The organism is Streptomyces sp. NPDC001153 (assembly GCF_053598315.1).
This window is the reverse complement of record NZ_JBSFJZ010000012.1, coordinates 64,689-78,947: the sequence shown is the minus strand read 5'-3', so window position 1 is coordinate 78,947 and position 14,259 is coordinate 64,689. Positions and strand designations below refer to the sequence as shown.

The window sequence follows — 14,259 nt, the reverse complement described above, 5'->3', positions numbered from 1 at the left end:
AAGGAGAAGGCCGTGTCCCACAGCACGGTGCCTCGCAGCAGGGCCGAGGCAGACGACAGGCCGGGGAAGACCCCGGTGACCTCCGGCGACGCCACCGGATCACGGAAGAACCGCAGGAGGGCGAGGACCGGAAGGCTCGGCCTGCGCCTCAGATTCAGACGCGACCGCGTCCTGATCCTGATGACGCTGCCGGCCGTCCTGCTGCTCCTGCTCTTCAACTACCTGCCGATCCTCGGCAACATCGTCGCCTTCCAGGACTACGACCCCTACATCAGCGACAACGGCATCGTCTCGATGCTGCACAGCCCCTGGGTCGGCTTCGAGAACTTCCAGCGGATCTTCGCCGACTCGGCCTTCTGGAACGCGGTGCAGAATACGGTGGTCCTGTTCGTCCTGCAGCTCGTGCTGTTCTTCCCCGTCCCGATCCTGCTCGCGCTGCTCATCAACAGCGTGGTACGGCCGAGGGTGCGTGCGTTCGCCCAGGCGGTCCTCTACCTCCCGCACTTCTTCTCCTGGGTACTGGTCATCTCCGTCTTCCAGCAACTCTTCGGCGGGGCGGGCGTCTTGTCGCAACTCCTGCGCCAACACGGGTACAACGGGCTGGACATCATGACCGACCCGTCCACCTTCAAGTTCCTCGTCACGGCGGAGGGCATCTGGAAGGACGCGGGCTGGGGAATCATCATCTTCCTGGCCGCGCTGGCCTCGGTGAGCCCCGACCTGTACGAGGCCGCCGCGATGGACGGCGCCGGCCGCTGGCGCCGCATGTGGCACGTCACGCTGCCCGCGCTGCGCCCGGTGATCGCGCTGCTGCTGGTCCTCCGGGTGGGCGACGCCCTGACCGTCGGCTTCGAGCAGATCCTGCTCCAGCGCGACGCCGTCGGGCCGGGCGCGGCGGAGGTCCTCGACACCTTCGTCTGGTGGAACGGCGTCCGCAACCAGGACTTCGGCTACGCGGCCGCCGCCGGCCTGATCAAGGGCGTGGTCAGCCTCGGACTGGTCCTCGCCGCGAACAAGGTGGCCCATCTCATGGGCGAGCAGGGGGTGTACAGGAAATGACGGCCGTTCTCGACGAGCCGAGGAGCAGACCCCCGCGAGGGGCGGCGCCGCCGCGCCCGGTGTGGGAGGAGGAGCCGAGCAGGGCGGGGGTGGCCGGCAAGGGCCTGGTCCTCACCCTGGCCTGCCTCGGCATCCTCTTCCCGCTCTGGATCGTGGTCGTCACCAGCCTGTCCTCGCGGAGGACGATCGACCGGGCGGGCGGCCTGGTCATGATCCCCAAGGGCATCACCTTCGTCGCGTACAGGGAGCTGCTGAGCGGCGGCCAGGTCACCCGTGCGGCGGTCATCAGCATCCTGGTGACCCTGGTCGGCACGCTGTTCTCGATGACAGTGTCCGTCCTGTGCGCCTACGGCCTCTCGCGCATCGGCTCCCTGGGTCACCGCTGGTTCCTGATGCTGCTGCTGGCGACGATGTTCTTCAGCGCGGGCCTGATCCCGACGTACCTGCTGGTGCAGTCCCTGGGCCTGATGGACAGCTACCTGGCCCTGATCCTGCCGAGCGCGGTCAGCGTCTTCAACATCCTCGTCCTGCGGGGCTTCTTCATGGGCATCTCGCAGGAACTCGTCGACAGCGCGCGCATCGACGGCGCGGGGGACTTCCGGATCCTGTGGCAGATCGTGATGCCGCTGTCGAGGGCGGTACTGGCGGTCATCACGCTGTTCTACGCGGTCGGGTACTGGAGTGCGTGGTTCAACGCGTCCCTGTACTTGAACGACCAGAACAAGATGCCGCTGCAGAACGTCATGATCCAGCTGGTGCAGAAGCAGCAGGCACCGACGGGGCTGGGCCAGGCCATCAAGACGGGCGAGCTGTCGGGTCTCGCGGTGCAGATGGCGGTCATGGTGATGGCCCTGCTGCCGGTCGCCGTGCTGTCACCGTTCGTCCAGAAGCACTTCAAGAAGGGGATGCTGACGGGGGCGGTGAAGGGGTGAGCGGCGCCCTCTGAACGGGGGCGGGCTGTCTCGTCGGCGACTGCGGGTCCGCCGTGGTCGCTCGCGCAGTTCCCCGCGCCCCTTCGAGGCGCGCAGCCTGCGCCGGCGCCGGCGAGCGACCCGACCCCCGCCGGCACCAGCGCCGGTTCGCCCACCCACCCACGTCCACCGAGGTACCCATGCCCACACCCACCCGCAGAACCGTCCTGACCGCCACCGCAGCCACCGCAGCCCGCCTCGGCCTCCCCACCCAGGCACAAGCGGCCCAAACCGCCCAAGCCTCGCAGAGATACCGCTGGCGCAACGCGGTGACCGGCGGCACGGCCGTCACCGGCTCGGTCACCCTCGGCCGCTACGGCGTGGCGGTGCTGCGGCCATGAGCGGCGGACCCGTTCACGGAACCTGGGAGCCGGCCCCGGCGGCCCGCTGGGAGGACGCCTTCCTGGCCGGGAACGGCCACCACGGCGTCCTTGTGTTCGGTGATCCGAACGACGACCGGGTCATCGTCACGCATCACACCCTGGTCCGGCCCAACGGCGGCGAGCGCGCCCGGCCGCCCCACCTGGCCGCCGAACTCCCCGCACTCCAGGACCGGTTGCTCGCCGGCGACCTCACCGCCGCCGAGGGCTTCACCGACGGCCGCCCGCTGCAGTGGGTGCAGCCCTTCCACCCCGCCTTCCAGGTGCGGCTGCGCAGGCCGGGCGGCGGCAGCGGGCAGGGCTACCGCCGGGCCGTCGACTTCACCACCGGAGAGGTCACGGCCTCCTGCGCCGACTTCGCGGGCCGCGTCTTCGTCTCCCGCGCGGACGACGTGATCGTGCACGAGGTCACGGCGGCCGAGCTCGACATCACCCTGGACCACCGGCTGCCGGGCGCACCGGCCGGGCTGCGGGTCGGTCACGGCACACTGCTCACCCCCGAGGGCGCCCTGCTGAGCCTGCGCGCCCGCTACCCCGACAGCGACCGCGCCTACACCGGCGTCACCCTCGTCGCCGTGCGCGGGGGCGGCACCGAACTCGTCCCGCCGGGCGTCCGCGTCACCGGCGCCCACCACGTCCTGCTGCTCACCCGCGTGCGCCGGCACACCGGCGAGGCGGACACGGTCGCCGAGGCCCGGCTGCTCCAGGCCCTCGCCGAGGGCGCCGAGCGGCCGTACGACGTCCTCCTCGCCCGCCACCTGGACCGGCACCGCACGGCCTACCGGCGGGTGACACTGGACCTCGGCGCCGACCCGGCCGAGCGTGCCCTGCCCGGCTCCGAACTGCTGCGGCGCCCGCACGTCCCGGCGCTGCTGGAACGGCTCTTCGCCGCCGGCCGCTACCACCTGCTCTCCAGCAGCGGCCTGCTGCCGCCCCGCCTCACCGGCCTGTGGACCGGCGACTGGGACACCGCCTGGTCAGGCGCCTTCACCACCAACGCCAACCTCAACCTCCAGACCGCCTCCGCGCCCGCCGCGGCCCTGCCCGAGGTCACCGAGGCGCTGGCCGCCCTCGTCGCCCGGCAGCTGCCGGACTGGCGGGTCAACGCCCGTGCGATCTTCGGCACCCGGGGCGTGGTCGCTCCCACCCACACCGACGGCGAGTCCGGATACACCTACCATTTCGACCGCGAGTACCCCCACCAGCTGTGGACGGCCGGCGCGGACTGGCTGCTCAAGCCGCTCGTCGACCACGACGAGATCCACGGCAGCCGGGACCCGGGCACCGCCGCCGCGCTCGCCGAGGCGGCCCTGTTCTACGAGGACTTCCTCACCCGCGCCGACGCCCAGGGCCGGCTGGTCGTCGTCCCCTCCTACTCGCCGGAGAACCGTCCCGCGAACGGCAGCTGGGGCGCGCTCAACGCCGCCATGGACCTCTCCGCCGCCCGGCACACCCTGCTCACCGCCGCCCGCTACCACCCCCGACAGGCGGAGAAATGGCGGGCGTTGGCGGACCGGCTGCCGCCCCACCGGACCAACGCCGACGGAGCCCTCGCCGAATGGGCCTGGCCCGGACTGGAGGACACCTACGACCACCGCCACCTCAGCCACCTCTACGGCGTCTGGCCCCTGGACGAGATCAACCCCCACGACACCCCCGGCCCGGCCGCCGCCGCCCACCGCGCCCTGGAACTGCGCGGCGCCGAGAACGACTCGGCCCACGGCCATCTGCACCACGCCCTCGTCGCCGCCCGGCTCGGCGACGGCCCCCGCGCAGCCCAGGCCCTGCGCCAGGTCCTGGACGGCGACTTCTTCCACACCTCGCTGATGAGCGCCCACTACCCGCACCGGGACGTCTACAACGCGGACGCCGCACACACCCTGCCCGGCGTCCTGATCGAGATGCTCGTGCAGTCCACCCCGGACCGGCTCGTCCTGCTGCCCGCCGTCCCGGACAGCTGCCCCCACGGCGAACTCCGGGGCGTGCGGACCCGGTTCGGCGCGCGGATCGACCTGGCCTGGAGCCCGCACGGCGCCCGAGCCGTCCTCAGGCCCGGCCGCACCCACCGCATCGAGCTGCGGACTTCCTCCGGCGCGCAGCCGCTCGACCTCGTCGCCGGAGAAGACCGCGTCCTCACCCTGGGGGGCGCGGTGACCGAAGAGAACCCGCGATTCCCCCCACCCATGGAAGGGACACCATGGCAACACGCACGCTCGGCAGGGTCGCCAAGGCCCTGATCGCCCCCGCCCTCGCCCTCGGCGCCACCGCAGGCCTCGCCTCGGCCCCCGCCTCCGCCGCCGTCTGGAGCTCCTGCGACCAGTGGGGCAGCACCACGCTGAACGGCTACACCCTCTACAACGACATCTGGGGCTCCGGCGCCGGCAGCCAGTGCATCTGGGCCAACTCCGGTACCAACTGGGGTGTCTGGGCCAACCACCCCGACACCGGCGGCATCAAGTCCTACCCCAACGCCAAGAAGGTGATCAACAAGTCGGTCACCTCGCTCTCGTCGCTCACCAGCAGCTACAACGTCACCGTCCCGTCGTCCGGCGCGTACGAGACGGCGTACGACATCTGGGACACGGGCCACAAGTACGAGATCATGCTCTGGGTCAACAGGACCGGCGCCGTCGGCCCGCTCGGCACCTCCCAGGGCACGGTGAGCCTCGGCGGCTCCACCTGGACCGTCTACAAGGGCAACAACGGCTCCAACGACGTCTTCTCCTTCGTCCGCAGCTCCAATTCCAGCTCCGGCACGGTGAACATCCTGCCGATCCTGAAGTGGATCAAGGACACCAAGGGCTGGTTCGGCGACGTGACCATCGGTGACCTCCAGTTCGGCTTCGAGATCACCTCCTCCGCCGGCGGACTGGACTTCTCCGTCAACAGCGAGAGCGTCAGCAGCAGTTAGGGCGCGGGAGTGGGGCCGGTCCCGTGCGGGGCCGGCCCACTTCTCTCACTCCGCTCCTCACTCCGCGACCGGCAGCTCTGCCCCGTCCCGCAGGAACAGCGGGATGCGGTCCAGCGGCGCGTCCACCGTCACCGCCGCACCGCCCTCGTACGTCTCACCCGTCCACGCGTCCGTCCAGCGCGCGCCCGCCGGAAGGCGGACCGTCCGGACGGTCGCGCCGGCGGTGAGCACCGGGGCGACCAGCAGATCCCGGCCGAAGAGGTACGCGTCCTCCACCGACCAGGCCGCCTGGTCGTCGGGGAACTCCAGGAACAGCGGGCGCAGCACCGGCAGCCCCTCCTCGTGCGCCTCCCGCATGACGGCCAGGACGTACGGCCTCAGGCGCTCGCGCAGGCGCAGGTACTTCTCCAGGATCGCGCCGGCCTCCTCGCCGTACGACCACACCTCGTTGGGGCCGCCCGTCATCTCCGGGCCCAGCGGCATGCCCGGGTCGCGGAAGCCGTGCAGCCGCATCAGCGGGGACAGCGCGCCGAACTGGAACCAGCGGATCATCACCTCGCGGTACGCCGGGTCGTCCGGGTCGCCGCCGTGGAAGCCGCCGATGTCGGTGTTCCACCAGGGGATGCCGGACAGTGCGGTGTTGAGGCCGGCCGCGATCTGGCGGCGCAGCGTCGCGAAGTCGGTGCCGATGTCACCGGACCACAGGGCCGCGCCGTAGCGCTGGCTGCCCGCCCACGCCGAGCGGTTGAGGGTGATCACGTCGTCCTCGCCGAAGCCGGACGCCAGCAGGCCCTCGTGGAAGGTACGGGCGTTCTCGCGTGGATAGAGGTTGCCGACCTCCGGACCCGGGCCCGCCCAGTAACGCAGGTTCTCCGGGAAGCCCGGCTTCAGTTCCGGCTCGCAGGCGTCCAGCCAGAAGGCCGAAATGCCGTACGGCGCAAGGTAGTTGTCGTGGATCCGGGACCACACGAACTCCCGCGCCTCGGGGTTGGTGGCGTCGTAGAAGGCCACCTGGACCGTGGCCGCCACCTCCTTGTCCGGCCAGTCGGCGTGCGCCATCGGGCCGTACTGGGTGCCGATGAAGTAGCCGCGCTGCTCCATGAGCCGGTGGTTCTCCGACAGCGGCGAGACCGACGGCCACACGGACACGACCAGCTTGACGCCCAGCTCCTCCAGCTCGCGGACCATCGCCGCCGGGTCCGGCCACTCCTTCGGGTCGAACCGCCACTCGCCGAGGTGGGTCCAGTGGAAGAAGTCGCACACGATCGCCGCGAGGGGCAGGCCCCGGCGCTTGTACTCCCGTGCCACGCCGAGGAGTTCGTCCTGGGTGCGGTAGCGCAGCTTGCACTGCCAGAAGCCGGCCGCCCACTCCGGCAGCATCGGCGACCGACCGGTGACCGCGCTGTAGGCGCGCTGCCCGTCGGCCGGAGTGCCCGCCGTGATCCAGTAGTCGATCTGCCGGGCCGAGTCCGCGACCCAGCGGGTGCCGTTGCCGGCCAGTTCCACCCGGCCGATCGCCGGGTTGTTCCACAGCAGGGTGTAGCCCCGGCTGGACACCAGCACCGGGACGCTCACCTCGGCGTTGCGCTGCACCAGGTCCAGCACCAGGCCCTTCTGGTCCAGGCGCCCGTGCTGGTGCTGGCCCAGGCCGTACAGCCGCTCGCCCTCGTAGGCGGCGAACCGCTGCTCCAGCCGGTGGTGGCCGTTGCCGACCGCCGTGTACAGCCGCGACCCGGGCCACCAGAAGTGGGCCCGCTCCTCGGCGAGCAGCTCCGTACGGTCCTCGGTGCGCACGAAGCGGATGAGGCCCTCGGCGCTCACCTCGGCGGTCAGCGCGCCGACCGTCAGCCGCGCCTCGCCGCCACCGATCTCGACCCCGGCGTCCTGCGCGGGCGGGGAGTCGAGGAGCGCGCCCGGGAGGTCCTGCAGCACCGGGCCGCCGAGCCGGGCGCGCACCCGGACCGCGTCCGGCCCCCACGGCTCGATCCGCACCGTCTCCTGACGGCCGCTCCACTCCAGCGCCCCGTCCCGCTCACGGAAGGTGCCGACGGTGGGGGAGGACTGGGCGAGGCTGACCTTGGGCTGCGCGACGGCATGCTGGTTCACGGCGTGCTCCTGAAGCAGTGCGGACAGGGTCAAGGCAGGCAGAGCCGTGCCCCGGACGCACCGGAGCCACGGGAAGGTACGTCAGGACGCGGCCGGCGCCGGTCCCGAACTCGCCCGTACCGTCAGCTCGGGCGCGATCAGCACGACCTCGTCGCCGCCCCGCCCGTCCAGCTTGGCCACCAGGTGCTCGACCGCGTACCGGCCCATCTCCTGCGCCGGGATGGCGACCGAGGTCAGCCGCACCGAGGCCTGCACGGCGACCTGGTCCGGGCAGATCGCGACCACGGAGACGTCCTCCGGCACGGCCCGGCCCTGCTGGCGCAGCAGCGCGAGCAGCGGCTCCACCGCCGACTCGTTCTGCACCACGAACCCGCTCGTCGCCGGGCGCTCGTCGAGGATCCGGGCGAGGGTCACGGCCATCGCGTCGTAGCCGCCGTCGCACGGGCGGTGCAGCGCCCGTACGCCCGTCTCGCGGGCCCGGGAACGCAGCCCGTCGAGGGTGCGCTCGGCGAAACCGGTGTGCCGCTCGTAGACGGCCGGGGCCTCGCCGATGACAGCGATGTCACGGTGACCGAGCCCCGCCAGATGCTCCACGCACAGCGCGCCCGTCGCACTCCAGTCCAGGTCCACGCAGGTCAGGCCGTCCGTGTCGGCGGGCAGCCCGATCAGCACCGAGGGCTGGTCGGTCTCCCGCAGCAGCGGCAGCCGCTCGTCGTCCAGCTCGACGTCCATGAGGATCATCGCGTCGGCGAGGCCGCTGCCGGTCACCCGGCGCACCGCGTCCGGCCCCTCCTCCCCGGTGAGGAGCAGGACGTCGTAGCCGTGGTTGCGGGCCGTGGTGGCCACCGCGATGGCGATCTCCATCATCACCGGCACGTACATGTCGGTGCGCAGCGGGATCATCAGCGCGATGATGTTCGACCGCTTGCCGGCCAGGGCGCGGGCGCCGGCGTTGGGGTGGTAGCCCAGGTCCCGGATGCTCTGCTCGACCCGCTGCCGGGTGGTCGCGGAGATGGACCGCTTGCCGCTGAGGACATAGCTCACCGTGCTCGCCGAGACTCCGGCGTGCTGGGCGACCTCGGCAAGGGTGACCATCCGTGCTCCAAGCTTTGTGAAGCGCTTCGACTGATCGCGCGTCTCTGACGGGGGTGAGTGAGGGTGTGATTGACACTAGCCTCAGCCGGGGCGGGTGTCCAGAGGCTATCGAAGCGCTTCGACAGTTTTTCGCTGGCCGACATCCTGGTCGACATCCTGGCCGATATCCCGAACGTGCCGCCGGCAGCAGTACACACCTGGGGGCCGGGCTCCGGCAGACCTTTCGGCCGGATGGACGCGCGAGGGGTGGTGGGGTCGGCCCGTTTCGGGTACCAACGATCCAGTAGCACTGGTCGGTAACGAACGGTCAAATTCGTCCCTCTTCGCGGCGAGGTGAGCCTCAATGTCCGCCCCCACCAAGTCACGCACCAACGTCACCGAGCGCGAGGCCCGCCGGGTGGCGGAGGCCGCCCGGCAGCAGGACTGGCACAAGCCCAGCTTCGCCAAGGAACTCTTCCTCGGGCGCTTCCGGCTCGACCTCATCCACCCCCACCCGCTCCCGGACCCCGACAGCGTCCGGCGCGGCGAGGAGTTCCTCGCCAAGCTGCGCGCGTTCTGCGAGTCCACCATCGACTCCGCCCGCATCGAGCGCGAGGCCCGCATCCCCGACGAGGTCGTGACCGGCCTGAAGGAACTCGGCGCCCTCGGCATGAAGATCGACCCCAAGTACGACGGCCTCGGCCTCACCCAGCTCTACTACAACAAGGCCCTCGCCCTGGTCGGCTCCGCGAGCCCCGCCGTCGGCGCGCTGCTCTCCGCCCACCAGTCGATCGGCGTACCCCAGCCGCTGAAGCTCTTCGGCACCCAGGAGCAGAAGGACGCCTTCCTGCCCCGCTGCGCCCGCACCGACATCTCCGCCTTCCTGCTCACCGAGCCGGACGTCGGCTCCGACCCGGCCCGCCTCGCCACCACCGCCGTACCCGACGGGGACACCTACGTCCTCGACGGGGTGAAGCTGTGGACCACCAACGGCGTGGTCGCCGACCTGCTCGTCGTCATGGCGCGGGTGCCGAAGTCCGAGGGGCACAAGGGCGGCATCACCGCCTTCGTGGTGGAGGCGACCTCGGAGGGCGTCACCGTCGAGAACCGCAACGCCTTCATGGGCCTGCGCGGCATCGAGAACGGCGTCACCCGCTTCCACCAGGTGCGGGTCCCGGCCGCCAACCGGATCGGCCCGGAGGGCGCGGGGCTGAAGATCGCCCTCACCACCCTCAACACCGGCCGGCTCTCGCTGCCGGCGATGTGCGCGGGCGCCGGGAAGTGGTGCCTGAAGATCGCCCGCGAGTGGTCGGCGGAGCGCGAGCAGTGGGGCAAGCCGGTCGCGCTGCACGAGGCCGTCGGCTCCAAGATCAGCTTCATCGCGGCCACCACCTTCGCCCTGGAGGCCGTCCTCGACCTGTCCTCCCAGATGGCCGACGAGGACCGCAACGACATCCGCATCGAGGCCGCCCTCGCCAAGCTCTACGGCTCCGAGATGGCCTGGAAGATGGCCGACGAACTGGTCCAGATCCGCGGCGGACGCGGCTACGAGACGGCCGAGTCCCTCAGGGCCCGCGGCGAGCGGGCGGTCCCCGCCGAGCAGATCCTGCGCGACCTGCGCATCAACCGCATCTTCGAGGGCTCCACGGAGATCATGCACCTGCTGATCGCCCGCGAGGCCGTCGACGCCCACCTCTCGGTCGCCGGTGACCTCATCGACCCCGAAAAGTCCTTCTCCGACAAGGCGAAGGCAGGCGCGAACGCGGGTGTCTTCTACGCCAAGTGGCTGCCCAAGCTGGTCGCCGGACCAGGCCAACTACCCATGTCCTACGGCGAGTTCAAGCACGGAGTCGATCTGTCCGGGCATCTGCGCTACGTCGAGCGCACCGCCCGCAAACTCGCCCGCTCCACCTTCTACGCCATGTCCCGCTGGCAAGGGCGCATGGAGACCAAGCAGGGCTTCCTCGGCCGGATCGTCGACATCGGCGCCGAACTGTTCGCGATGAGCGCGGCCTGCGTCCGGGCCGAGCTGCTGCGCAGCCGGGACGAACACGGACGCGAGGCCTACCAGCTGGCCGACGCCTTCTGCCGGCAGGCCCGCATCCGGGTCGAGGAACTCTTCGACCGGCTGTGGACCAACACCGACGCCCTCGACCGCAAGGTGGTCAAGGGCGTGCTCGGCGGTGCCTACACCTGGCTGGAGGAAGGCGTCGTCGACCCGTCCGGGGACGGCCCGTGGATCGCCGACGCGACCCCCGGCCCCTCCACGCGGGAGAGCGAGCGCCGCCCCTTCGGGGACTGAGCCGCTCTCCCGCCTGCCGACCGGGTGCCTGGGGTCGTTCAGTTGCCCCAGGTGCCCTGGTTCACGGCGCAGTTCCAGCCCGAGCCGTGCAGGGTGAACTTCAGCTGGTAGCTGTGGGTGTTGAGCAGATGCGTGGGAATCCTCATGCCCAGGCTCGCCTTGCCCTTGAACGTCCCCGTGTAGGCGGACACCGAGGTCGACGAGTTGTGGCTGATCCTGCCGCCGGTGGGCTTGGCCTTGCCGAAGCGGAGGTTCTTGACGTTCGTGACGCTGAACGTGACGTTCTTGAAGCTCGTGCCCGTCTTGCTCTTGATGCCGAAGTACAGGCCCCCGTTGGTGACCCAGCCGTGCGAGTCGTAGTAGAAGCGGCTCGGGTACACGATGTCGAGCGGGCAGCCGGTGCTCTGCGGAGCCCGGGTGGCGGCGGCCGCGCCCCCGGCGAAAGCGAGCTGAGTGGCTGCCAGCACACCGGCGGTGGCCAGCGTGGCCGCGGTCGTACGCATGCGGTTCAAGGTGATGTTCCTCCCCCTGTCGTTCCCCCAGTTGAAAGCGCCCTCCTCGAAGGACGCCACGGGAAGGATGTCACCACCGGTGGCCGAAAGCGCGCGCATTTCAGAAATATGATCTTCACCACGCCTTCACGACGGGAAAACCCTCCACCCCACGACGCACCCTGTTCACGCACCCGCCCGGGGGACGCCCTGTCCTGCCGGTCACCGGTTGCGGCAACAATGGGGGGATGACCGACAGCCTCGCCCATCCGACGCCCCTCGCGGATCCGCACCTCGTCTACGACCCCCTCGCCGGCGACGGCCCCAAGGACGTGGTGATCCTCGGCTCCACAGGATCCGTCGGCACCCAGGCCATCGACCTCGTGCTGCGCCACCCCGACCGGTTCCGGGTCACCGCCCTGTCCGCCAACGGCGGCCGCATCGCCCTCCTCGCCGAGCAGGCCCGGCGACTGCGGGTGCGGACCGTCGCGGTCGCCCGCGAGGACGCCGTACCCGCCCTGCGCGAGGCGCTCGCCGCCGAGTACGGCCCGGGCGAGCCGCTGCCCGACATCCTCGCCGGAGCGGAGGCCGCCACCCAGGTCGCCGCCTCCGACTGCCACACCGTGCTGAACGGCATCACCGGCTCCATCGGCCTCGCGCCCACCCTCGCCGCCCTGGAGGCCGGCCGCACCCTGGCGCTCGCCAACAAGGAGTCCCTGATCGTCGGCGGACCGCTGGTCAAGGCACTCGCCAAGCCGGGACAGATCATCCCCGTCGACTCCGAGCACGCCGCGCTCTTCCAGGCGCTGGCTTCGGGGACGCGGGCCGACGTGCGGAAACTCGTCGTCACGGCGTCCGGGGGCCCCTTCCGCGGCCGTACGAAGGCCGACCTGGCCCAGGTGACCGTCGAGGACGCCCTCGCCCACCCCACCTGGGCGATGGGCCCGGTGATCACGATCAACTCCGCGACCCTCGTCAACAAGGGCCTGGAGGTCATCGAGGCACACCTCCTCTACGACATTCCCTTCGACCGCATTGAGGTGGTCGTGCATCCCCAGTCGTATGTCCACTCGATGGTCGAGTTCACCGACGGATCCACGATCGCCCAGGCGACGCCCCCCGACATGCGCGGGCCCATCGCCATCGGTCTGGGCTGGCCCGAACGCGTCCCCGACGCGGCACCCGCCTTCGACTGGAGCAAGGCCTCCACCTGGGAGTTCTTCCCGCTGGACAACGAGGCCTTCCCCTCGGTGAACCTCGCCCGGCACGTGGGGCGGCTCGCGGGGACCGCCCCGGCGGTGTTCAATGCGGCCAACGAGGAGTGCGTCGAGGCCTTCCGTGCCGGCGCACTGCCCTTCAACGGCATCATGGAGACCGTCACCCGGGTGGTCGAGGAACACGGCACCCCGGCCACGGGAACCTCACTCACCGTGTCGGACGTCCTCGAAGCGGAGACCTGGGCCCGCGCCCGGGCCCGCGAACTCACAGCCACGACGGCGACCGCGGAGGCGCGTGCATGACGACCTTGATGTTCATCCTCGGCATACTGGTCTTCGCGGTGGGCCTGCTCGTCTCGATCGCGTGGCACGAGCTGGGGCACCTGTCCACGGCCAAGCTCTTCGGCATCCGCGTCCCGCAGTACATGGTCGGTTTCGGCCCGACCGTCTGGTCGCGGAAGAAGGGCGAGACCGAGTACGGCGTCAAGGCGGTCCCGCTCGGCGGCTACATCCGCATGATCGGCATGTTCCCGCCCGACGACCAGGGCCGCGTCTCCGCCCGCTCCACCTCCCCGTGGCGCGGCATGATCGAGGACGCCCGCTCGGCGGCCTTCGAGGAGCTCCAGCCCGGCGACGAGACGCGCATGTTCTACACACGCAAGCCGTGGAAGCGCGTCATCGTCATGTTCGCGGGCCCCTTCATGAACCTGATCCTCGCGATCGCCCTGTTCTTCACGGTCCTGATGGGCTTCGGCATCCAGCAGCAGACCACCACCGTCGCCTCCGTCTCGCCCTGCGTCATCGCACAGAGCGAGAACCGCGACAGCTGCAAGAAGTCCGACCCCGCGTCCCCGGCCGAGGCCGCCGGCATGAAGAAGCGCGACAAGATCGTCTCCTTCGACGGCAGGCCGACCAAGGACTGGAACACCCTGTCGGACCTGATCCGGGACAGCGCAGGCAAGACCGTCCCCATCGTCGTCCAGCGCGACGGCAAGCAGGTCACCCTGCACGCCAGGATCGCCACCAACCTGGTCGCCAAGAAGGACTCCAGCGGCCAGTACGTCCAGGGCAAGTACGTCAAGGCCGGCTTCCTCGGCTTCAGCGCCGCCACCGGCGTCGTCCACCAGGACTTCGGCCAGTCCGTGACCTGGATGACCGACCGGGTCGGCGACGCCGTCGACTCCCTCGCCGCACTGCCCGCCAAGATCCCGGCCCTGTGGGACGCGGCCTTCGGCAACGCCCCGCGCCAGCCGGACTCCCCGGTGGGCATCGTCGGCGCCGCCCGCATCACCGGCGACATCGCCACCCTGAACATCCCCGCCTCCCAGCAGGTGGCGATGTTCGTGATGCTGCTCGCCGGCTTCAACCTCTCCCTGTTCCTGTTCAACATGCTCCCGCTGCTCCCGCTCGACGGCGGACACATCGCGGGCGCGCTGTGGGAGGCGCTGCGCAGGAACGTGGCACGGGTACTGCGCCGCCCGGACCCGGGCCCGTTCGACGTGGCGAAGCTGATGCCGGTGGCGTATGTGGTGGCGGGGATCTTTGTCTGCTTTACGATCTTGGTCCTGGTGGCGGATGTCGTTAACCCCGTGAAAATCTCTTAGCCATTCGGCGTTGGAGGTGGCCCGGAACGCGTTGTTCCGGGCCGCCTTCCATCGAGTGGGTTTACCGGGTGGGATGTGCTGGCGCAGAGGCCCGTGCCGTAATCTCGAAGCCTGGAGCCCGCCCGTAGACGGGACCGGACCTTG

At 70.7% G+C, this 14,259-nt stretch carries 11 protein-coding genes; 8 read left to right on the top strand and 3 right to left on the bottom strand.

The window, feature by feature from the left end:
* Window positions 1–12 precede the first annotated feature (12 nt).
* The 5 genes from ACWDEN_RS15805 to ACWDEN_RS15785 all read left to right on the top strand — a co-directional run bounded on the left by ACWDEN_RS15805 (window position 13) and on the right by ACWDEN_RS15785 (window position 5,321).
* Window positions 13–1,059 (top strand): ABC transporter permease, encoded by a 1,047-nt coding sequence (locus tag ACWDEN_RS15805; protein ID WP_351604731.1) that lies wholly within the window; start codon window positions 13–15, stop codon window positions 1,057–1,059.
* Entirely contained in the window at window positions 1,056–1,991 is a 936-nt protein-coding gene (locus ACWDEN_RS15800; RefSeq protein ID WP_450859443.1) for a carbohydrate ABC transporter permease, read from the top strand. Before ACWDEN_RS15805 ends, ACWDEN_RS15800 begins: the two co-directional genes overlap by 4 nt.
* Window positions 1,992–2,170: 179 nt before the next feature.
* Window positions 2,171–2,371 (top strand): hypothetical protein, encoded by a 201-nt coding sequence (locus tag ACWDEN_RS15795; protein WP_450859441.1) that lies wholly within the window; start codon window positions 2,171–2,173, stop codon window positions 2,369–2,371.
* Complete coding sequence (locus ACWDEN_RS15790; RefSeq protein WP_450859439.1) at window positions 2,368–4,647, top strand: glycosyl hydrolase family 95 catalytic domain-containing protein; 2,280 nt, start codon at window positions 2,368–2,370, stop codon at window positions 4,645–4,647. The genes ACWDEN_RS15795 and ACWDEN_RS15790 overlap by 4 nt, the downstream gene beginning before the upstream one ends.
* Window positions 4,608–5,321, top strand: coding sequence for a glycoside hydrolase family 12 protein (locus ACWDEN_RS15785; protein ID WP_450859437.1), 714 nt, complete (start codon window positions 4,608–4,610; stop codon window positions 5,319–5,321). The genes ACWDEN_RS15790 and ACWDEN_RS15785 overlap by 40 nt, the downstream gene beginning before the upstream one ends.
* Before the next feature lie 57 nt (window positions 5,322–5,378).
* Here ACWDEN_RS15785 and ACWDEN_RS15780 read toward each other — a convergent pair whose 3' ends face one another.
* Both ACWDEN_RS15780 and ACWDEN_RS15775 read right to left on the bottom strand, forming a co-directional pair.
* Window positions 5,379–7,427 (bottom strand): glycoside hydrolase family 31 protein, encoded by a 2,049-nt coding sequence (locus tag ACWDEN_RS15780; RefSeq protein ID WP_450859435.1) that lies wholly within the window; start codon window positions 7,425–7,427, stop codon window positions 5,379–5,381.
* An 81-nt stretch (window positions 7,428–7,508) separates the two neighbouring features.
* Entirely contained in the window at window positions 7,509–8,522 is a 1,014-nt protein-coding gene (locus ACWDEN_RS15775; RefSeq protein ID WP_450859433.1) for a LacI family DNA-binding transcriptional regulator, read from the bottom strand.
* A gap of 343 nt (window positions 8,523–8,865) precedes the next feature.
* Here ACWDEN_RS15775 and ACWDEN_RS15770 point away from each other — a divergent pair, with 343 nt between their 5' ends.
* Window positions 8,866–10,803, top strand: a complete 1,938-nt coding sequence (locus tag ACWDEN_RS15770; RefSeq protein WP_351621016.1) for an acyl-CoA dehydrogenase family protein — start codon at window positions 8,866–8,868, stop codon at window positions 10,801–10,803.
* A gap of 38 nt (window positions 10,804–10,841) precedes the next feature.
* On the opposite strand, the gene ACWDEN_RS15765 is transcribed toward ACWDEN_RS15770, so the two are convergent.
* A complete protein-coding gene (locus ACWDEN_RS15765) occupies window positions 10,842–11,414 on the bottom strand; it encodes a hypothetical protein (protein ID WP_450859431.1) in 573 nt (190 codons plus the stop codon).
* 128 nt (window positions 11,415–11,542) lie between these two features.
* Here ACWDEN_RS15765 and dxr point away from each other — a divergent pair, with 128 nt between their 5' ends.
* Together dxr and ACWDEN_RS15755 are read left to right on the top strand one after the other, a co-directional pair.
* Complete coding sequence (dxr, locus tag ACWDEN_RS15760) at window positions 11,543–12,814, top strand: 1-deoxy-D-xylulose-5-phosphate reductoisomerase (RefSeq protein ID WP_351621022.1); 1,272 nt, start codon at window positions 11,543–11,545, stop codon at window positions 12,812–12,814.
* On the top strand, window positions 12,811–14,115 hold the full coding sequence (locus tag ACWDEN_RS15755) for a M50 family metallopeptidase (protein WP_450859429.1): 1,305 nt from the start codon (window positions 12,811–12,813) through the stop codon (window positions 14,113–14,115). The genes dxr and ACWDEN_RS15755 overlap by 4 nt, the downstream gene beginning before the upstream one ends.
* Window positions 14,116–14,259: the final 144 nt, after the last annotated feature.

Bases quoted from the DNA above. Each gene is read 5' to 3' on its own strand.
- ACWDEN_RS15800 (WP_450859443.1), top strand. From the start codon at position 1,056: ATGACGGCCGTTCTCGACGAGCCGAGGAGCAGACCCCCGCGAGGGGCG.
- ACWDEN_RS15795 (WP_450859441.1), top strand. From the start codon at position 2,171: ATGCCCACACCCACCCGCAGAACCGTCCTGACCGCCACCGCAGCCACC.
- ACWDEN_RS15790 (WP_450859439.1), top strand. From the start codon at position 2,368: ATGAGCGGCGGACCCGTTCACGGAACCTGGGAGCCGGCCCCGGCGGCC.
- ACWDEN_RS15785 (WP_450859437.1), top strand. From the start codon at position 4,608: ATGGCAACACGCACGCTCGGCAGGGTCGCCAAGGCCCTGATCGCCCCC.
- ACWDEN_RS15775 (WP_450859433.1), bottom strand. From the start codon at position 8,522: ATGGTCACCCTTGCCGAGGTCGCCCAGCACGCCGGAGTCTCGGCGAGC.
- ACWDEN_RS15770 (WP_351621016.1), top strand. From the start codon at position 8,866: ATGTCCGCCCCCACCAAGTCACGCACCAACGTCACCGAGCGCGAGGCC.
- ACWDEN_RS15765 (WP_450859431.1), bottom strand. From the start codon at position 11,414: ATGCGCGCGCTTTCGGCCACCGGTGGTGACATCCTTCCCGTGGCGTCC.
- dxr (WP_351621022.1), top strand. From the start codon at position 11,543: ATGACCGACAGCCTCGCCCATCCGACGCCCCTCGCGGATCCGCACCTC.
- ACWDEN_RS15755 (WP_450859429.1), top strand. From the start codon at position 12,811: ATGACGACCTTGATGTTCATCCTCGGCATACTGGTCTTCGCGGTGGGC.